Below are 19,952 nucleotides of genomic sequence, written 5' to 3'. Positions count from 1 at the left end.
CAGGAATCTTTCATGCGTTTTCTTAAATTCTTGTTCGTGGGCTGTTTATCCGTGGTCAGCCTGGCCAGCCATGCCGAAACCGTCAAAGGCCTCTATCAAGTGCGCCAACCGGTCAGCGGCCAGACACCGGAGGAGCGCGATCAGGCGACTCAGCAGGCGCTGGAAACGCTGGTGTTGCGCTTGACCGGCGATCCCAAGGCGGCGCAAAGCCCAGGGCTTGCGGCCGTGCGCAAAGACCCTCAGCAGATCATCAGTCAGTTCGGCTACGACGCCGGGCCACCGCAAGTGCTGAAAGTCGATTTCGATCCGGCCACCACCGAGCAGGCCTTGCGTCGTGCCGGGTTGGCTGTGTGGGGGGCCAATCGGCCGTCGATCCTCGGCTGGTGGTTGAACGATTCCACCGAAGGTTCGAGCCTGGTCGGTGATGGTCAGGCCAGCGCTGCGCCCCTGCGTCGGGCGGCTCAGCACCGTGGCCTGCCGCTGCGTTTGCCGCTGGCTGACCTGAATGAACAGATCGTCGCTACGGCACCGAATCTGGAAGGCGCCGACCCTGCGCCATTGCGCAGTGCCTCCGATCGTTACAATGCCGATGCCTTGCTGGCGGTGCATGCCCGTGAAGAAGGGGGGCAATGGCAAGCCAAGTGGCGACTGTGGCTGGGCGATCAGAAAGAGGCCGGTAGCGTGCAGGGCGCCGATACCGCCGCCGTGGCCGATGCGGTGATGCTGGCGGTCAGCGAGCGTCTGGCGTCGCGTTTCGTCGCCAAGCCAGGTGCGTCGGGCGAGCAATTGTTGGAAGTGCAGGGCATGAATCTGGAGCGTTATGCGACGCTTGGGCGTTTGTTGGAGCCTTTTGGCGCGCGTCTGCAAAGTGTCGATGGCGACCGCGTGCTTTATCGCGTCAACGGCAGCGCCGATCAGCTGCGAGCTCAGTTGTCCCTGGCGCAATTGCAGGAAGTTCCGGCCAGTCAGGCGCCGGCACCTGTTCAGCCGGTGACTGCGGGTTCGGCGCCGGCCGCAGCGCCAGCGCCTGCCCCGACGCCGGAGTTGCATTTCCGTTGGTGAGTTTTTTCTTTATATAGAAGCAGGAGTGGTACATGGCCGATACGCGGCGTTGGTTCTGGCTCGGTGGGGTGGCCCTGCTTTGCGCGTTTGTTTACCTGTTGCATCCGATCCTGACGCCGTTCCTGGTGGCGCTGTTGCTGGCCTATCTGTTCGACCCGCTGGTGGATCGGCTGGAGAAGCTCGGCTTGTCCCGGACATGGGGCGTGGTGGCGGTGTTCGCGTTGTTCACGATGGTCCTCACCACGCTGTTGTTGGTGTTGGTGCCGATGCTCGCCAAGCAGCTGTTTCGCTTGTATGAACTGGCGCCGCAGATGCTCGACTGGTTGCAGCACACCGCGTTGCCGTGGGCGCAATCGAAGTTGGGTTTGTCGGAGGGCTTCTGGAAGTTCGACAAGCTCAAGGCGGCGATCAGCGAGCACATGGGCCAGACCACCGACATTGTCGGCGTGGTGCTGAGTCAGGCGACGGCTTCAGGCCTTGCGCTGATCGGCTGGCTGGCCAATCTGGTGCTGATCCCGGTGGTGAGTTTTTATCTGCTGCGCGACTGGGACCTGATGATGGCCAAGATCCGCAGCTTGCTGCCGCGTGATCGTGAAGAGCGGGTCATGACCCTGGCCGGGGAATGCCATGAAGTGCTTGGGGCGTTCGTGCGCGGACAGTTGCTGGTGATGCTGGCGCTGGGTGTGATCTACGCCGCTGGCTTGATGATCGTCGGACTGGAGTTGGGGCTGTTGATCGGTCTGATTGCCGGTCTGGCGGCGATCGTGCCGTACATGGGGTTTGTCATCGGGATTGGCGCGGCGTTGATTGCCGGTCTGTTCCAGTTCGGTGGCGATCTGTATCCCATGATCGGTATCGTCGCGGTGTTCATGGTCGGCCAGGCGCTGGAAGGCATGGTTCTGACGCCGTTGCTGGTGGGTGATCGGATCGGCCTGCACCCGGTGGCGGTGATCTTTGCGATTCTGGCCGGCGGCGAGCTGTTCGGTTTTACCGGTGTGCTGCTGGCATTGCCGGTGGCGGCGGTGATCATGGTCCTGGTGCGCCATGTACATGATTTGTATAAAGATTCGGATATCTACGGTGGTGTCGACGAGTCTGAGAAGTAAGGCTTCTTGATCGCTCGTCGCGGGCAGCCTGGTTTCACACCGGGTTTGCCCGTATCCCTCGCGCGGCTGTCACATGCACCGCCAAAGAAACTGTCATAAAACCAGCATGTTAACGCAAACCTTTGATTTTGCTTGTGGTCTGTCGCATTGTGCCGTCAGCTTCACGGGTATAAACTTCGCAAACTTTACACAGAGGCCACTAACGGTTCCTTTGGAACTGTTCAGTCAGCATGAAACCGATTCAGCTGCCCCTAGGTGTGCGTCTGCGTGATGACGCCACCTTTATCAATTACTACCCAGGCGCCAATGCCGCTGCACTCGGCTATGTCGAGCGGCTGTGCGAAGCCGACGCCGGCTGGACGGAAAGCCTGATTTACCTCTGGGGCAAGCACGGGGTAGGGCGCACGCATTTGTTGCAGGCGGCTTGCCTGCGTTTCGAGCAGATGGGTGAACCGGCGGTGTATCTGCCGCTGGCTGAGTTGATGGACCGCGGCATCGAAATCCTCGACAACCTCGAACAATACGAACTGGTTTGCCTGGATGATTTGCAGGCGGTCGCCGGCAAAGCGGATTGGGAAGAGGCGTTGTTCCATCTGTTCAATCGTCTGCGTGACAGCGGTCGGCGTCTGCTGATCGCCGCCTCGACATCCCCGCGCGAACTACCGGTGAAGCTGGCGGACCTCAAGTCTCGGCTGACACTGGCACTCATCTTCCAGATGCGTCCGCTCTCTGACGAAGACAAGTTGCGTGCCTTGCAGTTGCGCGCCTCCCGTCGTGGCCTGCACCTGACTGACGAAGTCGGTCATTTTATTTTGACTCGCGGTACTCGCAGCATGAGTGCGCTTTTCGAGCTGCTTGAACGTCTCGATCAGGCCTCTCTTCAAGCTCAGCGCAAGCTGACAATCCCGTTCCTGAAGGAGACGTTGGGCTGGTAAAGGCCAGGTTTTTCGCGGGTTCCGGCATATTCCAGGCGTCAACAAATCCGCTTTCCTGCAGGGGGCAGGCTGCGCAAAGGTTCAAAATGGGCTTAAGCGCTTAGATGGAAACGAGAAACCGATAAGTCACATAAAGATCGATTGAATTTGCAAATGAGATCGATAGCGGGCATAGTCTCGGCTTCTTTACAACTATCAGCCACGGTCGTGCCCATGCTAAATCGCTTCGCACCCCTCGTGCCTCTCGCACTCGTCACCCTGTTGTTCGGTTGCGCTGCTCACTCTCCAGTGTCCCAGCAAGAGCCACAGCATCAGGTTTCAAATTCAGTTACCGCACAGTCTTCTTCCGTTCTTTTCCAGGAAGAGCTAGCAACCAATAAAGAACTGGCAGACTTCGCCGGCGGCAAGTCGTACCAGCTTCCGGTTCTGGCTGACAGCATCCTCGAACGTGGCATGTCCCTGATCGGTACCCGTTACCGTTTCGGCGGCACCTCCGAGGCAGGCTTCGACTGCAGCGGCTTCATCGGTTATCTGTTTCGTGAAGAGGCTGGCATGAACCTGCCGCGCTCCACTCGCGAAATGATCAACGTTGACGCTCCGCTGGTGGCTCGCAGCGCCCTCAAGCCGGGTGACCTGCTGTTCTTCGCCACCAATGGCCGTCGCGGTCGTGTCAGTCATGCCGGGATCTATGTGGGTGACAACCAGTTCATCCACTCCAGCAGCCGCAAAAGCGGTGGTGTCCGGGTCGATAGCCTGGGCGACAGCTACTGGAGCAAGACCTTCATCGAAGCCAAGCGTGCACTCGCAATGGCACCGGCTGCAGCGCCTATCGTCACTGCGCGCAAATAAGCGGACAGTTTACAAGGCGAACTTAAAGTCTTACTTGAAGTTTGCCGCGTAGCCGCTAGAATCCTGATCTATTATTGATGGCAAACCGCCTGCGTTCTGCGCAGGCGGTTTTCTTTTCTGTCTTTGTGGCAGAAAAAAGCCGCAGCCAGATCAGGATGTTCTGTTTATGACGATGTCGGCCCGCCTCGCACTCATGTTCTTCGCAGCGCTGCTCAGCGCCTGCGCCAGCCGCACACCGCCTCCTGCGCCGGTGGTTCGTGCACCGATTGTTTTCGGCTCTCCCCAAGCCTTTTCCCCTGCGGCAGAAGACGTGCTGTTTCGCGCGCTCGGTCTGGTGGGGACGCCTTATCGTTGGGGCGGCAACACGCCGGATTCCGGGTTCGATTGCAGCGGTTTGATCGGTTACGTCTATCGCGATGTCGCAGGCATTTCCTTGCCGCGGTCCACACGCGAGATGATCGGCATGCAGGCTCCCAACGTCGGCAAGGAAGGCCTGCAAACCGGCGACCTGATTTTCTTTGCCACCAATGGTGGCTCCCAGGTCAGCCATGCCGGGATCTATGTCGGTGAAGGGCGCTTCGTCCATGCGCCAGCCACGGGCGGCACGGTCAAGCTGGACAGCTTGTCCAAGGCTTACTGGCAGAAAGCCTACCTGAGCGCCAAGCGCGTCCTGCAGCCCGAGCACTTGGCACATAATCCATAGCGTAGGCGCCTGTTGAAAAAAGATCGCAGCCTTCGGCAGCTCCTACATTGGATGACGTACACCCTGTAGGAGCTGCCGAAGGCTGCGATCTTTTGACGTTTATTTAGCCGCGGAAACGCGCCACACCTTGTTCCCCACATCATCCGCCACCAACAAGCCGCCCTGCTGATCGATCACCACACCCACCGGCCGACCCATGGCTTTTCCCTCGTCGTTGAGGAAGCCGGTAAGCACATCCAGCGGCTGCCCGCTCGGTTTGCCGGCGCTGAATGGCACGAAAATCACTTTGTAGCCGCTGTGCGGTTTGCGGTTCCACGAGCCATGCTGGCCGATGAAGGCGCCTTGGGTGAACGGAGCGGGCAACTTGCTGCCTTCGGCGAACGTCAGGCCCAGCGATGCGGTATGGGGGCCCACTGCGTAGTCCGGTGCAATGGCCTTGGCGACCAGATCAGGGTTTTGTGGCTCGACGCGAACATCGACATGTTGCCCGTAATAGCTGTAAGGCCAGCCATAGAACCCGCCGTCCTTCACTGAAGTGATGTAGTCCGGCACCAGGTCGCTGCCGATTTCGTCACGCTCGTTGACTGCGGTCCACAGAGCACCGCTTTGCGGCTCCCAGGCCAGCCCGTTCGGGTTACGAATCCCCGAGGCGAAGATTCGATGGTTGCCGGTGGCGCGATCGACTTCCCAGATCGCCGCGCGGCCTTCCTCCTGATCCATGCCGTTTTCGCCGACGTTGCTGTTCGAGCCCACGGTGACGTACAGCTTGCTGCCGTCCTTGCTGGCGATGACATTTTTGGTCCAGTGGTGATTTTGCGTGCCGCCCGGCAAATCGACCACTTTGATTGGCTGTGACTTGATCGCTGTCTCGCCGTTTTCATAGTGAAAACGCAGCAAGCGGTCGGTGTCGGCGACATACAGGTCTTTGCCAACCAGGGTCATGCCGAAAGGCGAGTTGAGGTTTTCCAGGAACACCGTGCGGGTTTCGGCGACGCCATCGTGGTCCTTGTCCCGCAGCAGAGTGATGCGGTTCGGGCTGGGGACGCCGGCCCCGGCGCGACCCATGACTTTGCCCATGATCCAGCCGCGAACGCCGTTGCTGTCATCGGATTTGGACGGTGCGTTGGTTTCGGCCACCAGTACGTCGCCGTTGGGCAGCACGTAGAGCCAGCGCGGGTGTTCGAGGTTTTCGGCAAACGCTACTACTTGAGTGCCTGCGGCGGCGACGGGTTTTTTACCTTGAGGCCAGCCGATCGCCGGGGCGATGTTCACCGTCGGGATCAGGGTTTTGTTCGGTTCCGGCAGCTTGGGCGACGGTCCGGTGCCGTCCGAAACTTGCAGGCTGGAGGTTTCACCACAGGCGGCGAGCCCTCCGGCGAGCGCGATGATGAAAACGAGCTGAGGTTTGTGCATTACTGATCTTCCCTATGAATGCATTGACGTAATCATAGAGAAGCGTAAACACCCGATGGTTCAACCGGTCAGCCGCGGGCTTCCTTGAACAGTACGGCGATCCCCGGATGGTAGTTGCCGGCTTCATTGCGCAACTTGCGATAGGCGTAAGGGAAATACCAGGCCACGGCGCAGGTGTGTTCCTTTTGCAGGTCGTCGAGCATGTCCTGGAGTTCTTCCGGGGTGGCGCTGTGCTGGGCTTTTTGTGGGGCGACAAACAGGCAGCCGAGTTTCAGGTCGCTGGCGTAGCTGATGCGCTTCGCGTCGCTGGTGATGTCCGCCAGTGCCTGCGTCAGGTTCAAGCTATTGACCCGTGGCCAGCGCTGGGTGGCCTGCAGGTACGCGCGTTCTTCGCTGGTGGCGATAAACAGATCGGCGCGGGCGTTGCGTTCGCCTTCTTCGGTCTGTTTGCGCGACGGTGTTTGCTGCAGCGTGACCATTTCCGCCATCCAGGCCGCGGCAGAGAGCAGGCCGAGGTTGGCGTTTTCGTCGTACCAGTAAGGCGTATCGTTATCGCCGCGCACGGCGTTGTAGCGGTCGATACAGTCAAACCAGCGTTCCAGCACCGGGCGCAGGAATTCCAGCTTCGGATTGCTGATGATCATGCCTTGCATGTGGCTCACCCTTGTTATTGTGTTATGAGGTTGTGGCTCTTTGATATCACTGCTGGCAGTGTGGCACAAGATTGGCGTCAGATAATTGATCGGCGGCAGTTATTCGCCGGAAGGCGTCCCGTCTTTAATTGACGCTCCACCCCCAACCCTCTAACCTTCGCGGCTTGTTTCAGGTGCTCTGTGGCCTTGGTCGACAGAGTGAAACAGGGAAGCCGGTGAGTGGATTTCTTCCTGCGAAGAATGATCACGATCCCGGCGCTGCCCCCGCAACGGTAAATGAGTGAAGACTGCGCCTAGAGCCACTGTGTCGAGTTTCGACATGGGAAGGCGCGCAGTTGGCCTTGAGGCCGCTCATGAGCCCGGAGACCGGCCTGATCCATTCAGCGGCATCACGGTGGGCGATGCCAGGCTTCTTGCCGTCTATTCTTGTGCCTGCCCGCCGTTATCCAGCCTCAACGGAGAGCTCCCCCATGACTGATACCCCTGATCGTGACGAACGCCATCTGGCGCGCATGCTGCGCAAAAAAGCCGTGATCGACGAACGCATCGCCAATTCGCCGAATGAATGCGGCCTGCTGCTGGTGCTGAGCGGCAACGGTAAAGGCAAAAGCAGTTCGGCGTTCGGCATGCTTGCGCGCTCCATGGGCCACGGCATGCAATGCGGCGTGGTGCAGTTCATCAAGGGGCGCAGCAGCACCGGCGAGGAGCTGTTCTTCCGGCGTTTCCCGGAGCAGGTGCGTTTTCATGTGATGGGCGAGGGCTTCACTTGGGAAACCCAGGACCGCCAGCGTGACATCGCCGCTGCCGAAGCTGCGTGGGCGGTGTCCCGCGAACTGCTGAGCGATCCGTCGATCGGCCTGGTGGTACTTGATGAGTTGAACATCGCCCTCAAGCACGGTTACCTCGATCTCGATCAGGTGCTCAGCGACTTGCAGGCCCGTCCGCCGATGCAGCATGTGGTGGTCACTGGCCGTGGCGCCAAACCGGAGATGATCGAACTGGCTGACACCGTCACCGAAATGGGCATGATCAAGCACGCCTTCCAGGCCGGGATCAAAGCGCAAAAAGGCGTCGAGTTGTGATTCAACCACATCATTGCCCGGCGGTACTGATTGCCGCGCCGGCTTCCGGTCAGGGCAAGACCACCGTCACCGCCGCGCTCGCCCGTTTGCATCGCAATCAGGGGCGCAAGGTGCGCGTGTTCAAATGCGGCCCGGACTTTCTCGATCCGATGATTCTCGAGCGCGCCAGTGGTGCGCCGGTTTATCAACTGGACATGTGGATGGTCGGCGAGCAGGAAAGTCGTCGGCTGTTGTGGGAAGCCGCTGGCGAAGCCGACCTGATTCTCATCGAAGGCGTCATGGGGCTGTTTGACGGTACGCCGTCCAGCGCTGACCTGGCGCGGCACTTCGGTGTGCCGGTGCTCGGCGTGATCGACGGCACCGCGATGGCGCAGACCTTTGGCGCGCTGGCGTTGGGCTTGGCGCGCTATCAGCCCGATTTGCCGTTTGCCGGCGTGTTGGCCAATCGGGTCGGCACCCTGCGTCATGCACAATTGCTCGAAGGCAGCCTGACGGAAGGCTTGCGCTGGTACGGCGCGTTGTCCCGGGAAACCGGCATCGAATTGCCGAGTCGGCATCTCGGCCTGGTTCAGGCCAGTGAACTGAATGACCTCGATCTGCGCCTCGATGCGGCGGCCGCCTCACTGGCCAGCAGCTGCGATGTGGCGTTGCCGCCGGCCGTGGAGTTCGCCGCGCCTGAAATGATTGCCGCCGAACCGTTGCTGGCCGGTGTGCGGATTGCCGTGGCCCGGGACGAAGCCTTTGCGTTTACCTACGGCGCGAGCCTGGATCTGCTGCGGGCGATGGGCGCCGATTTGTCTTTCTTCTCGCCGATTCGCGACCGCGAGTTGCCGGAGGCAGACAGCCTTTATCTGCCGGGCGGTTACCCTGAATTGCACCATGTGGCGTTGTCACAAAACACGCCAATGCTGACCGCCATCCGCGCTCACCACGCAGCGGGCAAACCGTTGCTGGCCGAGTGCGGCGGCATGTTGTACCTGCTGGATTCGTTGACCGATGTCGAGGGCACTCGCGCTGAACTGGTTGGCTTGCTGACCGGTGATGCGGTGATGCAGAAGCGTTTGGCGGCGTTGGCCTTGCAGGCGGTGGAACTGCCTGAAGGTTTGCTGCGTGGACACACTTATCACCACTCGCTGACCAGCACCGAGCTTGAGCCGATTGCGCGTGGCCTGAGCCCCAATGGCGGGCGAGGGGCAGAGGCGGTTTATCGTGAGGGGCGGATGACGGCCTCTTATGTGCACTTTTATTTTCCGTCCAATCCGGCGGCGATTGCTGCGTTGTTGGCGCCCGATCGTGAACCCGCCATCGCGAGCAGGCCATGACGGACAACGCCTTTTCCGAAGCTGAGCGCGATGCGGTCTACCGAGCCATCGGCGAACGCCGTGACATGCGCCACTTCAGTGGCGGCACGGTCGAGCCCGAGTTACTGAGGCGCCTGCTCGAAGCCGCGCACCAGGCGCCGAGCGTCGGCCTGATGCAGCCCTGGCGGTTCATCCGCATCAGCGACCGGGCGCTGCGCGGCAAGATCCAGCAACTGGTGGAAGAAGAACGCATCCGCACCGCCGAAGCCCTCGGCGAGCGCTCCGACGAATTCATGAAGCTCAAGGTCGAAGGCATCCAAGACTGCGCCGAAGTGCTGGTCGCTGCGCTGATGGACGATCGCGAACGGCATATCTTCGGCCGTCGTACGTTGCCGGAAATGGACATGGCCTCGCTGTCCTGTGCCATCCAGAACCTTTGGCTGGCGTCCCGCGCCGAAGGCCTGGGCATGGGCTGGGTGTCGCTGTTCGAACCGCAAGCCTTGGCGAACCTGTTGGGTTTACCAGTCGGGGCCAAGCCTTTGGCCGTTCTTTGCCTGGGGCCGGTCAAGGAATTCTATCCAGCGCCGATGCTGGTACTCGAAGGCTGGGCGCAAGCGCGTCCGCTCAACGAGTTGCTGTATGAAAATTATTGGGGAGTGAGTCAATGAGTGTGGCGTTGTTGAGTGTCGCCGCGGTCGCGCTGGATGCGCTGCTGGGTGAACCCAAACGCTGGCATCCGCTGGTGGCGTTCGGTCGTTTTGCCGATCGCATCGAACAACGTTTCAACTCCGCTGGCCGCGGTTGGCGCAGTCACGGGGTGACGGCCTGGGTGATGGCGGTAGTGCCGCTGACCTTGCTGGTCACCGCGCTGTCCTGGGCACCTTATGTTGGCTGGATCGTCGAGATTCTCGCGCTCTATTGCGCGCTTGGCATGCGCAGCCTCGGCGAGCATGTCGAGCCGGTGGCCAAGGCCCTGCGCAGCGATGATCTGGTTGAGGCGCGCACACGCGTCGGTTATCTGGTCAGCCGTCAGACCAGCGAACTGGACAAAACCGAAGTCGCCCGCGCCGCCACCGAATCGGTGTTGGAGAACGGCAGCGATGCAGTGTTCGCCGCGCTGTTCTGGTTTGCCGTGGCGGGTGCGCCCGGTGTGGTGCTCTATCGTCTGAGCAACACCCTGGATGCGATGTGGGGTTATCGCAACGAACGCTTCGAGCGTTTCGGCTGGGCTGCCGCAAAGATCGACGATGTCCTGAACTACATTCCTGCACGCCTGGTGGCGTTGACCTACGCACTGTTGGGCAAAACCCGACTGGCGCTGAAATGCTGGCGCACCCAGGGCCCGACCTGGGACAGCCCGAATGCCGGGCCGGTGATGGCGGCTGGTGCCGGTGCGTTGGGTGTCGAGTTGGGCGGGGCGGCGATTTATCACGGCGAACTGCATCAGCGTCCGCAGTTGGGCGAAGGCGTGCCGGCGGATGCCGATTCCATCGACCGTGGCTGGCAATTGGTCCAGCGCGGGGTATGGTTATGGCTGCTGATTCTCTGCGTGGGGGCTGAATTCTATGCTTGAACACGGTGGCCGGTTGCGCAAGGCAGCACTTGAATACGGTATCGCCGAAGCCGATTGGCTCGACTTGTCCAGTGGTCTTGCGCCCTGGCCATTCCCGGTTCCGGATATCCCGCTGCGGGCCTGGGCACGCCTGCCGGAAACCGATGACGGTCTGGAGCAAGCCGCCTGCGACTATTACGGTGCGGCCCAGGTGTTGCCCGTGGCCGGTTCGCAAATGGCGATTCAGTTGCTGCCGCGTTTGCGCCGGGCCGGCAAGGTCGGTGTGCTGTCGCCGTGTTACGCCGAGCACGCCGAAGCCTGGCGTCGCAACGGTTATGTCGTGCGTGAAGTCCTGGAGTCGGAAGTCGATTTCTTTCTCGACAACCTTGATGTGCTGGTGGTGGTCAATCCGAACAATCCCACGGGTCTGAGCCTGACCCCGGCCCGCCTGCTGGATTGGCATGCGCGGCTGGCCCAGCGCGGTGGCTGGCTGGTGGTGGACGAGGCGTTCATGGACAACACACCGCATTTGAGTCTGGCGCCGTTCACCAACCAGATCGGCTTGATCGTGCTGCGTTCCTTCGGCAAGTTTTTCGGCCTGGCCGGTGTGCGGCTAGGGTTTGTGCTGGCCGAGCGCAAGTTGCTCAAACTGTTGGCCGAGCAGGTCGGACCTTGGGCGGTCAGTGGGCCGACCCGCGTACTGGGCCAGGCTTGCCTGACGGATACGGACGGGCACACCCGACAGCGCATTCGCACTGACGAAGCTGGCGAGCGTCTGGCGTTGCTGCTTGAGCAGTATGGTTTCAAGCCTCAGGGCGGTTGCGCGTTGTTCCAGTGGCTGATCACCGAGCGCGCCCAAGCGCTGCATGAATTCATGGCCCGGCGTGGCATTCTGCTGCGGTTGTTCACCCACAACAGCAGCCTGCGTTTTGGTTTACCTGCGGATGAAGCGGACTGGTCGCGCCTCGAACAAGCCCTGCAAATCTATGCCAAGGAAAACCCATGACAACGTTGATGGTGCAAGGCACCACATCCGACGCCGGTAAAAGCACACTGGTGACGGCGCTGTGTCGCTGGGTCACGCGCCAAGGCGTGAGCGTGGTGCCGTTCAAGCCGCAGAACATGGCCCTCAACAGTGCGGTGACCGCCGACGGTGGCGAGATCGGTCGTGCTCAGGCGGTGCAGGCCCAGGCTTCAAACCTTGAACCGCACACCGACATGAACCCGGTGCTGCTCAAACCCAACAGCGATACCGGCGCCCAAGTGATCATTCATGGTCGCGCCGTCACCACCATGAATGCTGTCGCCTATCACGACTACAAAGCCATCGCCATGCAGGCGGTGCTGGCCTCCCATGAACGCCTGAGCGCGGCGTATCCGCTGGTGATGGTTGAAGGGGCGGGCTCGCCGGCCGAGATCAACCTGCGCGCCGGCGACATCGCCAACATGGGGTTTGCCGAGGCGGTGGACTGCCCGGTGGTGCTGATTGCCGACATCAATCGCGGCGGAGTTTTCGCGCATTTGGTCGGTACGCTGGAGCTGTTGTCGCCGAGCGAACAGGCGCGGGTCAAAGGCTTCATCATCAACCGCTTTCGCGGCGACATCGCTTTGCTGCAACCGGGGCTGGACTGGCTGGAGGCGCGCACCGGCAAACCGGTGATCGGCGTTTTGCCTTATGTGATGGACCTGCACCTGGAGGCCGAGGACGGCCTCGATCAGCGTCAGACCGACAAGGCCGATCAAGTGCTCAACGTGGTGGTGCCGGTACTGCCGCGCATCAGCAATCACACCGATTTCGATCCACTGCGCCTGCATCCGCAAGTGGACCTGCAATTCATCGGCCCTGGCCAGGCGATTCCATCGGCCGACCTGATAATTCTCCCAGGTTCGAAAAGCGTACGCAGCGACCTCGCGTACCTGCGGAGCAACGGCTGGGACTCGGCGATCGCGCGGCACTTGCGCTACGGCGGCAAAGTGCTGGGAATCTGCGGCGGCCTGCAAATGCTCGGCGAGCAGGTGCATGACCCGCTGGGCCTCGAAGGCGCGCCGGGTTCTAGTGCCGGTTTGGGTTTGCTGGCATTCGAAACGCAGCTCGAAGAAGAGAAGCAGTTGCGCAACGTACGTGGGCGTCTGGCGCTGGAGGATGCGCAGGTCAGCGGCTATGAAATTCATGCCGGCGTGACCACCGGGCCGGCGCTGGAAAACGCCGCCGTGCAGCTGGACGATGGTCGCTGCGATGGTGCGCGAAGTGCCGATGGGCAGATTTTCGGTACGTACCTGCATGGCCTGTTCGAATCACCGGCGGCGTGCAGTGCACTGTTGCGCTGGGCTGGTTTGCAGGAGGTGCAGGAGGTGGATTACCACGGGTTGCGCGAGCGCGATATCGAGCGGTTGGCGGATCTGGTGGAGAAGCATCTGGATACCTCGCTGTTGCGTGAACTCTGCGGGTTTTGAGGTGGCTGCACTGGCCTCATCGAAGATTTTAAGGAATGAACCATGCTGCAACTGATCCTCGGCGGCGCCCGCTCCGGCAAAAGTCGTCTGGCTGAAAAGCTGGCGACTGACAGTCAGCTCCACGTCACTTACATCGCCACCAGCCAACCCCTGGACGGTGAAATGAACGAGCGGGTGGCCCATCACCGTGCCCGTCGTCCGGCCAAATGGGCGTTGATCGAGGAACCGCTGGAGCTGGCCCGCGTACTGCGCGAAAGCGCCAATGCCGATCGTTGCTTGCTGGTGGATTGCCTGACGCTGTGGCTGACCAATCTGCTGATGCTCGACGACGCCGAGCGCCTGTCGGCCGAGCGCGAAGCCCTGCTGGACTGCCTGGCGTCGTTGCCGGGTGAAATCATTTTTGTCAGCAACGAGACCGGAATGGGTGTCGTGCCGCTGGGCGAATTGACTCGCCGCTATGTCGATGAAGCCGGTTGGCTGCATCAAGCCTTGGCCGAGCGCTGCGAACGTGTCGTCCTGACCGTCGCCGGCCTGCCCCTGACTTTGAAAGGAACTGCGTTATGACTCACACCTGGTGGCTGAACCCGTGCAAGCCAATCGATACGCAAGTGGTCGAACAGGCGCAGGCACGTCAGCAGCAATTGACCAAGCCCGCCGGTTCCCTCGGCCAGCTCGAAGCGGTGGCGGTGCAACTGGCCGGGTTGCAGGGGCAGGTCAAGCCGACCCTCGATCAGCTGTGGATCGCGATTTTCGCCGGTGACCATGGCGTGGTCGCCGAAGGGGTGTCGGCGTTTCCGCAGGAAGTCACCGGGCAGATGCTGCACAACTTCGTCAGCGGCGGCGCGGCGATCAGCGTGTTGGCGCGGCAGTTGGGGGCGTCCCTTGAAGTGGTCGACCTCGGCACCGTTACGCCGTCGTTGAATCTGCCGGGTGTGCGTCACCTGAACATCGGCCCGGGCACGGCGAATTTCGTCCAGGGCCCGGCGATGACTCAGGCCCAGGGCGAACTCGCCTTGCAGGCTGGTCGCGACAGTGTGCAGCGCGCCATTGCAGCAGGCGCGCAGTTGTTCATCGGCGGCGAAATGGGCATCGGCAACACCACGGCGGCCAGCGCCTTGGCTTGTGCTTTGCTCGATTGCCCGGTGGTGCACCTGGCCGGGCCGGGCACCGGCCTGAACGCTGCAGGTGTCAGCCATAAAGCCCAGGTCATCGAACGCGCCTTGGCGTTGCATGGCGCTCAACGTGGCGATGCGCTGCAAACCTTGTTCAACCTCGGCGGTTTCGAAATCGCTGCGCTGGTTGGCGCGTACCTGGCTTGTGCTCAGGAAGGTGTCGCGGTGTTGGTCGACGGGTTTATTTGCAGCGTCGCCGCGCTGGTGGCGGTGCGTCTGAATCCGGCCTGTCGTGAGTGGTTGCTGTTCGGTCATCGTGGTGCCGAACCTGGTCATCGCCATGTGCTGGAAACCCTGAACGCCGAACCGTTGCTGGACCTCGGTCTGCGGTTGGGCGAGGGCAGTGGTGCGGCATTGGCCGTGCCATTGCTGCGCCTGGCCTGCGACCTGCACGGGCAGATGGCAACATTCGCCGAAGCCGCAGTGGCGGATCGCCCGGCATGACCTTGCGCCTGGACCTGTTGCGTCATGGCGAAACCGAACTCGGTGGCGGCCTGCGCGGCAGCCTCGATGACGCGCTGACCGGCAAGGGCTGGGAGCAGATGCGCGCTGCGGTGGTTGAGCAGGGCCCTTGGGATCGCTTGGTCAGCTCGCCGTTGCAGCGTTGTGCACGCTTTGCTGAAGAGCTTGGGGCGCAACTGGGGTTGCCGGTGCAGCTGGAAAAGGATTTGCAAGAGCTGCACTTCGGCGCCTGGGAAGGGCAGAGCGCCGCGGCGTTGATGGAAACCAGTGCCGAGGCGTTGGGCTTGTTCTGGGCCGATCCCTATTCGTTCACGCCGCCTGATGGTGAGCCGGTTGCCGACTTTTCGACGCGGGTGTTGGCAGCTATCGAGCGGCTGCACGCGGTCTATGCGGGTGAGCGGGTCCTGCTGATCAGCCATGGCGGCGTCATGCGATTGTTGCTGGCGCAAGCGCGCGGATTGCCGCGTGAGCAGTTGCTCAACGTTGAGGTTGGCCATGGCGCGTTGTTCTCGTTGACGGTTGAATCTGGCGCCTTGTTAAGGGAAGCGATCTGATCATGTTGCCGTTCTGGATCGCCCTGCAATTTCTCAGCAGCCTGCCGATTCGCCTGCCGGGCATGCCAACACCCGAGGAATTGGGCCGGTCGCTGCTGTTTTATCCGCTGGTCGGCGTGCTGTTCGGTGCCATTCTGTGGGCGTTGAACGGGCTGTTGCAGGGCGCGCCATTGTTGCTTCACGCGGCGTTGCTGCTGACCGTGTGGGTGTTGCTCAGTGGCGCATTGCACCTGGATGGCCTGGCTGATAGCGCCGATGCGTGGCTCGGCGGTTATGGCGACCGTGAGCGCACTCTCACGATCATGAAAGACCCGCGCAGCGGGCCGATCGCGGTGGTAACGCTGGTGCTGGTGCTGCTGCTCAAATTCGCCGCGTTGCTGGCGTTGATTGAGCAGCAGCACAGCGTAGTGTTGATCATCGTTCCACTGATTGCTCGCAGCGCGCTGTTGGGATTATTCCTGACCACACCTTACGTGCGTCCCGGTGGATTGGGGCAGGCGCTGGCCGATCATCTGCCGCGTTTGGCCGGGAAACAGGTGTTGCTGATCAGTGCGGTGACCTGTGTGTTGATCGCGGGCCTCAGCGGTGTGTGGGCGCTTGCGCTGGCAGCTGTGGTGTTTGTCTGGTTGCGGCAAGTCATGATGCGGCGATTGGGCGGGACGACTGGCGACACTGCCGGGGCGTTGCTGGAATTGCTGGAAGTGGCGCTGCTGGTGGGGTTGGCGCTGCTCTGAATCCCCGTCGAGAAAATGTGTCGAAATATTTGCTTTCATTTAACCGCGGGTATATACACGCACCATGCTTCCTTCTCAATGTTTGTGCACTAACCTGCGTCGCGCCGCTCGTGGCGTCAGCAGGCATTACGACGGCGCGCTCGACGGCTTCGGGATCAACGTTGCCCAGTATTCTCTGCTGTGCAACCTGCAGCGTCTGGATCAGCCGAGCATCTCGACACTGGCCGAGGCCATGGGCCTGGATCGCAGCACCCTGGGGCGCAATCTACGGGTGCTGGAAGGTGAAGGTCTGGTGACGCTGGTCGAGGGCGAAGACATGCGCAATCGCATCGTCCTGCTCACCGAGACAGGGCGCGAACGTCTGGCAGCTGCCTTGCCGGCCTGGGAAGCGGCGCAGCAGCGGTTGATCGACCGCCTGGGTGCCGAGAAGCGTGAAACCTTGCTGAAACTGCTGGACGAACTGGCTTGAGGCCAGTTTGTTCGATCTTAAGCGGGTATATACCCGCTACCGGAGAACAACAATGACATCGATGTGGCGTACGTGCGGTTGGGTGCTGTTGGGCAGTGCGCTGATTCTGGCGTTGTCCCTTGGGGTGCGACACGGCTTCGGGTTGTTTCTGGCGCCGATGAGTGCCGAATTCGGCTGGGGCCGCGAAGTGTTTGCCTTCGCCATTGCCCTGCAGAACCTGATCTGGGGCCTGGCGCAGCCATTCACCGGCGCATTGGCCGACCGCTTTGGCGCCGCAAAGGTGGTGTTGATCGGTGGTGTTCTGTACGCCCTGGGTCTGGTGTTCATGGGGTTGTCCGATTCGGCGGTGACCTTGTCCTTGAGCGCCGGGTTGTTGATCGGTATCGGTCTGTCCGGCACCTCGTTCTCGGTGATTCTCGGCGTGGTCGGCCGTGCCGTACCACCGGAAAAACGCAGCATGGGCATGGGGATCGCCAGTGCTGCCGGTTCCTTCGGTCAATTCGCCATGTTGCCTGGCACGCTGGGGCTGATCGGCTGGCTGGGCTGGTCTTCGGCATTGCTGGTGCTGGGCCTGCTGGTGGCGCTGATCGTGCCGCTGGTGAGCATGCTTAAAGACAAGCCGTTGCCGGTGCTCGGGCATGAGCAAACCCTCTCTGAAGCGCTACACGAAGCCTGCTCCCATTCAGGGTTCTGGTTGTTGGCGTTCGGCTTTTTTGTCTGCGGTTTTCAAGTGGTGTTCATCGGTGTGCACTTGCCGGCGTATCTGGTGGATCAACACCTGCCAGCCTCCGTCGGCACCACGGTGCTGGCGCTGATCGGGCTGTTCAATATCTTCGGTACCTATACCGCAGGCTGGCTTGGCGGACGGATGTCCAAACCGCGCTTGCTCACCGGTCTGTATCTGTTGCGGGCGGTGGTGATTGCACTGTTCCTCTGGGCACCCGTCACTCAGGTCACGGCCTATTTGTTCGGCATGGCCATGGGTTTCCTCTGGCTGTCGACGGTGCCCTTGACCAACGGCACGGTGGCAACCTTGTTTGGTGTCCGAAATCTGTCCATGCTGGGTGGGATTGTTTTCCTGTTCCATCAGCTGGGCTCGTTCCTCGGCGGCTGGTTGGGCGGGGTGGTGTATGACCGAACCGGGAGCTACGACTTGATCTGGCAGGTGGCGATTCTCTTGAGTCTGATGGCCGCAGCCTTGAACTGGCCAGTGCGCGAGCAGCCGGTGGCGCGCCTGCAAACCCAGGTGAGTGCCGCATGAACAGTCTTTGGCCGCGGATGGCAGCCATCGCCGTCGGCGTATTGCTGCTGGCCCTGGTTTGGTGGGGCTGGCATCAGGGTGGGCTGGCATTGATGCAGCTGGGCATGGGGGCTTGCTAGCGAGCTGCTTGCTAGCGAGCGGCGAAGGCGAGTAGTTTCGCGTTCTGACGATTGCTCAAGGATGCACCGACATGCCGATGCGCTGGCTTGCAGTTCCTGCGTTGCTGATGGTTTTTTCCGGGCTGGTTCAGGCAGCAGAATGCCCGGAGCTGTTGCAAGGCTCATTGCCGAAGCTGCGCGCCAAGGAATCCATCGATTTGTGCCAGCGCTTCGCCGGCAAACCGCTGGTGGTGGTCAATACCGCAAGCTTCTGTGGCTTCGCCCCGCAGTTCAAAGGTCTTGAGGCGCTGTATCAGCGCTACAAGGATCAAGGGCTTGAGGTGGTCGGTGTTCCATCCAATGACTTCAGGCAAGAGTCCAAGGATGGCGCAGAGACTGCCAAGGTCTGTTACGTGAATTACGGCGTGACCTTCACCATGACCGAACCGCAGAAAGTCCGCGGCGATGATGCCACGCATTTGTTCAAGGTCCTTGCCGAGCAAAGCAGTTCGCCGAAGTGGAATTTCTACAAATACGTGGTCGATCGCCAAGGCAACGTGATCGCCAATTTTTCCAGCCTGACCAAGCCCGACAATCCCGAGTTCATTGAGGCGGTGGAGAAAGCCCTGGCCTCGAAACCCTGATCGACGCGCACTAAAAAGCCCCGCCTCTGTACAAGAGTGCGGGGCTTTTTCAATTCAGGCGGCGAGGGGTTCAGGTTCGCCGTGAATGATCAGAAACGGTAGGTCGCGCCTACACCGAAACCGTTCGCCCAGTTTTCATACTTGGCGTTGTAGCTCTGGCGGCCGTTGCTGTTGTTGACCTTGACCGACTCTTCGCGCAGGTACGAGTACGCTACGTCGATGGTCAGGTCGTCGGTCGGACTCCAGCCCGCGCCAAGGCTGAAAATCTTGCGATCGCCAGTCGGAATGCGCGGGGAGCGGTTTTCGTTGTTGGTTGGTGCCTGGTCGACGGACAGACCGGTACGCAGAACCCATTGTTTGTTCAACTGGTACGAAGCACCGATGGCGTGAGCCCAGGTGTCATGCCAGTTCTGTTCTTCGGTGATGGTACCAAAACGGCCGTTCAGGGCAGCAGGAACGCCACTGTTCTCAACGGAGATTTCTTTCAGGCGGCTCCAGCGAGTCCAAGTGCTGCCCGCGTAGAGGGTCCACTTGTCATCCAGTTGATGAGTGAGCGAGATATCAACCGATTCAGGAGTCGTTATGTCCAGGGATGCATCGTACTTCTGGTTAGGGTTCTGACCCAGAGCCCCGAGGAGGCTGTAGTTGACCTTGGTGTCACCTTCGAGCTTGTACTTCACTTTCGAGTGATAGGTCAGGCCAACGCGAGTGCTGTCGGTCGCTTGTACCAAGATGCCGATGTTGTACCCCAGCGCGGTGTCGTCACCCTTGATCTTGACGTTACCGTCCGCTGCGCGCGGGTTTAGCGACAGGTTCGATTCCAGGGTGCCGTCAATGCGGTTGATGGTCGGACCGAAACCGATCGACACCTTGTCGTTGAAGGCATAGCTGATGGTTGGCTGGAGAGTCACGATTTTGACTTCGCTTTTACTGCCGAAGTAACGGCCGGCGAAGCCGTTCTCGTAGTCGGTCACCAGACCGAATGGAGCATAGACGCCGAAACCGACTGCCCACTGGTCATCGAGTGGCTTTACGTAGTAGCCCATGGGCACGCCCATGAAAGGGACCATGTCACCTTTGTTGGTACCACCATTCGGGCGGGAGCTGGCATCACTGATGTCAGCGTGCGCGTCGATAAATGCAACACCGCCGGTCACTTGTTCGCGCTTGAGGCGAGACATGCCGGCAGGGTTACCAAAAACAGTGGATGCGTCGTCGGCAGAAGAAGATCGCCCGGCAAAACCTGTCCCCATCCCGCTGATGCTTTGTTCGTTGAGGGCAAAGCCACTGGCGAAGATCTGGGTGGATGCCAAGGCAACGGCGAGGCTAAGGGTGGTTTTGAGCATTACTTTTTTCATTATTAGAACTCCTGGTGATCACCGGAGCGAAAATTACCAACATTTTCGTCCGGGCGCCATAGCCCGTATCGCTTGATTTAGAGCGGTTTT

22 protein-coding genes and 1 riboswitch are annotated in these 19,952 nt (G+C 60.9%); of the genes, 19 read left to right on the top strand and 3 right to left on the bottom strand.

Annotated features, from left to right (window positions below):
- Positions 1-12 precede the first annotated feature (12 nt).
- The 5 genes from LOY36_RS20060 to LOY36_RS20040 all read left to right on the top strand — a co-directional run bounded on the left by LOY36_RS20060 (position 13) and on the right by LOY36_RS20040 (position 4,655).
- Positions 13-1,062, top strand: a complete 1,050-nt coding sequence (locus LOY36_RS20060) for a DUF2066 domain-containing protein (protein ID WP_258670437.1) — start codon at positions 13-15, stop codon at positions 1,060-1,062.
- 32 nt (positions 1,063-1,094) lie between these two features.
- On the top strand, positions 1,095-2,168 hold the full coding sequence (locus LOY36_RS20055) for an AI-2E family transporter (RefSeq protein WP_018925123.1): 1,074 nt from the start codon (positions 1,095-1,097) through the stop codon (positions 2,166-2,168).
- 230 nt (positions 2,169-2,398) lie between these two features.
- Positions 2,399-3,103, top strand: coding sequence for a DnaA regulatory inactivator Hda (gene hda / locus LOY36_RS20050; protein ID WP_007936072.1), 705 nt, complete (start codon positions 2,399-2,401; stop codon positions 3,101-3,103).
- A 213-nt stretch (positions 3,104-3,316) separates the two neighbouring features.
- Complete coding sequence (locus tag LOY36_RS20045) at positions 3,317-3,952, top strand: C40 family peptidase (RefSeq protein ID WP_019579634.1); 636 nt, start codon at positions 3,317-3,319, stop codon at positions 3,950-3,952.
- Positions 3,953-4,118: 166 nt separating this feature from the next.
- Entirely contained in the window at positions 4,119-4,655 is a 537-nt protein-coding gene (locus LOY36_RS20040) for a C40 family peptidase (RefSeq protein WP_019579635.1), read from the top strand.
- Positions 4,656-4,754: 99 nt separating this feature from the next.
- Here the strand turns inward: LOY36_RS20040 and LOY36_RS20035 are convergent, their stop codons facing one another.
- Together LOY36_RS20035 and LOY36_RS20030 are read right to left on the bottom strand one after the other, a co-directional pair.
- Positions 4,755-6,068: a sorbosone dehydrogenase family protein gene (locus tag LOY36_RS20035; RefSeq protein ID WP_258670436.1), complete on the bottom strand. Its 1,314-nt coding sequence runs from the start codon at positions 6,066-6,068 to the stop codon at positions 4,755-4,757.
- Between the two features lie 68 nt (positions 6,069-6,136).
- Positions 6,137-6,721, bottom strand: coding sequence for a hypothetical protein (locus LOY36_RS20030; protein ID WP_019579637.1), 585 nt, complete (start codon positions 6,719-6,721; stop codon positions 6,137-6,139).
- A 154-nt stretch (positions 6,722-6,875) separates the two neighbouring features.
- Positions 6,876-7,111: riboswitch (cobalamin riboswitch) on the top strand.
- Between the two features lie 80 nt (positions 7,112-7,191).
- Between LOY36_RS20030 and cobO the strand changes: the two genes are divergently transcribed.
- The 14 genes from cobO (at position 7,192) to LOY36_RS19960 (ending at position 18,504) form a co-directional block, all read left to right on the top strand.
- A complete protein-coding gene (gene cobO, locus LOY36_RS20025) occupies positions 7,192-7,803 on the top strand; it encodes a cob(I)yrinic acid a,c-diamide adenosyltransferase (protein ID WP_007936078.1) in 612 nt (203 codons plus the stop codon).
- Positions 7,800-9,125 (top strand): cobyrinate a,c-diamide synthase, encoded by a 1,326-nt coding sequence (locus LOY36_RS20020; RefSeq protein ID WP_258670431.1) that lies wholly within the window; start codon positions 7,800-7,802, stop codon positions 9,123-9,125. Before cobO ends, LOY36_RS20020 begins: the two co-directional genes overlap by 4 nt.
- Positions 9,122-9,772, top strand: coding sequence for a 5,6-dimethylbenzimidazole synthase (bluB, locus tag LOY36_RS20015; protein ID WP_258670427.1), 651 nt, complete (start codon positions 9,122-9,124; stop codon positions 9,770-9,772). Before LOY36_RS20020 ends, bluB begins: the two co-directional genes overlap by 4 nt.
- The gene (cbiB, locus tag LOY36_RS20010; RefSeq protein ID WP_018925130.1) at positions 9,769-10,677 is read left to right on the top strand and encodes an adenosylcobinamide-phosphate synthase CbiB; all 909 of its coding nucleotides are present in this window, start codon (positions 9,769-9,771) and stop codon (positions 10,675-10,677) included. The genes bluB and cbiB overlap by 4 nt, the downstream gene beginning before the upstream one ends.
- Positions 10,670-11,662, top strand: a complete 993-nt coding sequence (gene cobD, locus LOY36_RS20005; RefSeq protein WP_258670425.1) for a threonine-phosphate decarboxylase CobD — start codon at positions 10,670-10,672, stop codon at positions 11,660-11,662. Before cbiB ends, cobD begins: the two co-directional genes overlap by 8 nt.
- Positions 11,659-13,110 carry a cobyric acid synthase gene (locus tag LOY36_RS20000; protein ID WP_258670422.1) on the top strand — a complete coding sequence of 484 codons (1,452 nt, stop codon included), beginning with the start codon at positions 11,659-11,661 and terminating at the stop codon, positions 13,108-13,110. The genes cobD and LOY36_RS20000 overlap by 4 nt, the downstream gene beginning before the upstream one ends.
- A 42-nt stretch (positions 13,111-13,152) precedes the next feature.
- Positions 13,153-13,674, top strand: a complete 522-nt coding sequence (gene cobU / locus LOY36_RS19995) for a bifunctional adenosylcobinamide kinase/adenosylcobinamide-phosphate guanylyltransferase (protein ID WP_258670419.1) — start codon at positions 13,153-13,155, stop codon at positions 13,672-13,674.
- Entirely contained in the window at positions 13,671-14,726 is a 1,056-nt protein-coding gene (cobT, locus tag LOY36_RS19990) for a nicotinate-nucleotide--dimethylbenzimidazole phosphoribosyltransferase (protein WP_019648167.1), read from the top strand. Before cobU ends, cobT begins: the two co-directional genes overlap by 4 nt.
- A complete protein-coding gene (gene cobC / locus LOY36_RS19985; RefSeq protein ID WP_019648168.1) occupies positions 14,723-15,298 on the top strand; it encodes an alpha-ribazole phosphatase family protein in 576 nt (191 codons plus the stop codon). The genes cobT and cobC overlap by 4 nt, the downstream gene beginning before the upstream one ends.
- Before the next feature lie 2 nt (positions 15,299-15,300).
- The gene (locus LOY36_RS19980) at positions 15,301-16,032 is read left to right on the top strand and encodes an adenosylcobinamide-GDP ribazoletransferase (protein ID WP_258670414.1); all 732 of its coding nucleotides are present in this window, start codon (positions 15,301-15,303) and stop codon (positions 16,030-16,032) included.
- A 64-nt stretch (positions 16,033-16,096) separates the two neighbouring features.
- Positions 16,097-16,501 (top strand): MarR family winged helix-turn-helix transcriptional regulator, encoded by a 405-nt coding sequence (locus LOY36_RS19975; RefSeq protein ID WP_007898923.1) that lies wholly within the window; start codon positions 16,097-16,099, stop codon positions 16,499-16,501.
- Between the two features lie 52 nt (positions 16,502-16,553).
- Entirely contained in the window at positions 16,554-17,762 is a 1,209-nt protein-coding gene (locus LOY36_RS19970) for an MFS transporter (RefSeq protein WP_258670411.1), read from the top strand.
- Positions 17,759-17,881 (top strand): hypothetical protein, encoded by a 123-nt coding sequence (locus LOY36_RS19965; protein ID WP_007936107.1) that lies wholly within the window; start codon positions 17,759-17,761, stop codon positions 17,879-17,881. Before LOY36_RS19970 ends, LOY36_RS19965 begins: the two co-directional genes overlap by 4 nt.
- Positions 17,882-17,952: 71 nt before the next feature.
- Positions 17,953-18,504 carry a glutathione peroxidase gene (locus tag LOY36_RS19960; RefSeq protein ID WP_258670409.1) on the top strand — a complete coding sequence of 184 codons (552 nt, stop codon included), beginning with the start codon at positions 17,953-17,955 and terminating at the stop codon, positions 18,502-18,504.
- Between the two features lie 89 nt (positions 18,505-18,593).
- Here LOY36_RS19960 and LOY36_RS19955 read toward each other — a convergent pair whose 3' ends face one another.
- Positions 18,594-19,862, bottom strand: coding sequence for an OmpP1/FadL family transporter (locus LOY36_RS19955; protein WP_019648172.1), 1,269 nt, complete (start codon positions 19,860-19,862; stop codon positions 18,594-18,596).
- Positions 19,863-19,952: the final 90 nt, after the last annotated feature.

Source organism: Pseudomonas sp. B21-019 (genome assembly GCF_024749225.1).
In the GTDB taxonomy this organism is placed as follows: Bacteria; Pseudomonadota; Gammaproteobacteria; order Pseudomonadales; family Pseudomonadaceae; genus Aquipseudomonas.
Note: the sequence above shows the minus strand (reverse complement) of the source record. Positions and strands in the feature narration are given on the sequence as shown.

What these genes read in the sequence shown, in the direction of transcription:
- cobO (WP_007936078.1), top strand. Translation starts at nt 7,192, where the DNA reads ATGACTGATACCCCTGATCGTGACGAACGCCATCTGGCGCGCATGCTG.
- LOY36_RS20035 (WP_258670436.1), bottom strand. Translation starts at nt 6,068, where the DNA reads ATGCACAAACCTCAGCTCGTTTTCATCATCGCGCTCGCCGGAGGGCTC.
- cobU (WP_258670419.1), top strand. Translation starts at nt 13,153, where the DNA reads ATGCTGCAACTGATCCTCGGCGGCGCCCGCTCCGGCAAAAGTCGTCTG.
- LOY36_RS19960 (WP_258670409.1), top strand. Translation starts at nt 17,953, where the DNA reads ATGCCGATGCGCTGGCTTGCAGTTCCTGCGTTGCTGATGGTTTTTTCC.
- LOY36_RS20000 (WP_258670422.1), top strand. Translation starts at nt 11,659, where the DNA reads ATGACAACGTTGATGGTGCAAGGCACCACATCCGACGCCGGTAAAAGC.
- cbiB (WP_018925130.1), top strand. Translation starts at nt 9,769, where the DNA reads ATGAGTGTGGCGTTGTTGAGTGTCGCCGCGGTCGCGCTGGATGCGCTG.
- LOY36_RS19980 (WP_258670414.1), top strand. Translation starts at nt 15,301, where the DNA reads ATGTTGCCGTTCTGGATCGCCCTGCAATTTCTCAGCAGCCTGCCGATT.
- cobC (WP_019648168.1), top strand. Translation starts at nt 14,723, where the DNA reads ATGACCTTGCGCCTGGACCTGTTGCGTCATGGCGAAACCGAACTCGGT.
- LOY36_RS20040 (WP_019579635.1), top strand. Translation starts at nt 4,119, where the DNA reads ATGACGATGTCGGCCCGCCTCGCACTCATGTTCTTCGCAGCGCTGCTC.
- LOY36_RS19975 (WP_007898923.1), top strand. Translation starts at nt 16,097, where the DNA reads ATGCTTCCTTCTCAATGTTTGTGCACTAACCTGCGTCGCGCCGCTCGT.
- LOY36_RS20055 (WP_018925123.1), top strand. Translation starts at nt 1,095, where the DNA reads ATGGCCGATACGCGGCGTTGGTTCTGGCTCGGTGGGGTGGCCCTGCTT.
- LOY36_RS19970 (WP_258670411.1), top strand. Translation starts at nt 16,554, where the DNA reads ATGACATCGATGTGGCGTACGTGCGGTTGGGTGCTGTTGGGCAGTGCG.
- cobD (WP_258670425.1), top strand. Translation starts at nt 10,670, where the DNA reads ATGCTTGAACACGGTGGCCGGTTGCGCAAGGCAGCACTTGAATACGGT.
- LOY36_RS20060 (WP_258670437.1), top strand. Translation starts at nt 13, where the DNA reads ATGCGTTTTCTTAAATTCTTGTTCGTGGGCTGTTTATCCGTGGTCAGC.
- LOY36_RS19965 (WP_007936107.1), top strand. Translation starts at nt 17,759, where the DNA reads ATGAACAGTCTTTGGCCGCGGATGGCAGCCATCGCCGTCGGCGTATTG.
- hda (WP_007936072.1), top strand. Translation starts at nt 2,399, where the DNA reads ATGAAACCGATTCAGCTGCCCCTAGGTGTGCGTCTGCGTGATGACGCC.
- LOY36_RS20030 (WP_019579637.1), bottom strand. Translation starts at nt 6,721, where the DNA reads ATGCAAGGCATGATCATCAGCAATCCGAAGCTGGAATTCCTGCGCCCG.
- cobT (WP_019648167.1), top strand. Translation starts at nt 13,671, where the DNA reads ATGACTCACACCTGGTGGCTGAACCCGTGCAAGCCAATCGATACGCAA.
- LOY36_RS19955 (WP_019648172.1), bottom strand. Translation starts at nt 19,862, where the DNA reads ATGAAAAAAGTAATGCTCAAAACCACCCTTAGCCTCGCCGTTGCCTTG.
- LOY36_RS20045 (WP_019579634.1), top strand. Translation starts at nt 3,317, where the DNA reads ATGCTAAATCGCTTCGCACCCCTCGTGCCTCTCGCACTCGTCACCCTG.
- bluB (WP_258670427.1), top strand. Translation starts at nt 9,122, where the DNA reads ATGACGGACAACGCCTTTTCCGAAGCTGAGCGCGATGCGGTCTACCGA.